The organism is Leucobacter chromiiresistens (assembly GCF_001477055.1).
Taxonomy (GTDB): domain Bacteria; phylum Actinomycetota; class Actinomycetes; order Actinomycetales; family Microbacteriaceae; genus Leucobacter; species Leucobacter chromiiresistens_A.
Map to the genome: position 1 here is coordinate 1 of NZ_LDRK01000141.1, position 746 is coordinate 746.

General features: G+C 76.0%; 1 protein-coding gene. It reads right to left on the bottom strand.

The window, feature by feature from the left end:
• A partial coding sequence (locus NS354_RS12650; RefSeq protein ID WP_153002225.1) for an ABC transporter ATP-binding protein occupies positions 1–746 on the bottom strand: 746 nt, incomplete at both ends.

Genomic DNA, 746 nt, shown 5'->3' on the forward strand with positions numbered 1-746 from the left:
CCGCCGCCCCCGCCGCCCCCGACGCGGCTCCCACGGCAACACTCGCTGCGCCGTCGATTCGCGCGGCGTCGAGCACGAGAGCATGACCGTCGGCGCGGAAGCCGGCGGCGTCGAGCGAACCCCGCAGGATCGCGGCGTCGGAGACGAACTCGGCGACGAAGGCCGACGCGGGCGCATCGAGCAGTTCGGCGGGTGTGCCGACCTGCTGGACGCGGCCGCCATCCACGACCACGACCCGGTCGGCGAGGGCGAGCGCTTCGCTCCGATCGTGGGTGACGTGCACCACGGTCAGGCCGAGCTCGCGCGTGAGTGCGCGCAGCTCGAGGCGCAGCCGATCCCGGAGCGGCTCGTCGAGCGCGGAGAGCGCCTCGTCGAGCAGCAGCACGCGCGGCCGCGCGACGATCGCCCGAGCGATCGCGACGCGCTGCCGCTGCCCGCCCGAGAGCGTGGCCGGGTTCCGCCGCTCGGCGCCGGGCAGGCCGACCAGGTCGAGGGCCTCCGCGACGCGGCGGCGGCGCTCGGTCCGGCCGACTCCGGCCCGCCGCAGCGGATACTCGATGTTGCGGCCCACGTTCCAGTGCGGCCACACGGCGTGCTGCTGGAACACCATGCCGAGCCCGCGCCGCTCGGGTTCGACGCTGCGCCCGGGCGACGCGACGACGGCATCGCCGATGCGCACGGTGCCGGCGGTCGGCGCGATGAAGCCGGCGACGGTGCGCAGCAGCGTGGTCTTGCCCGATCCGGAT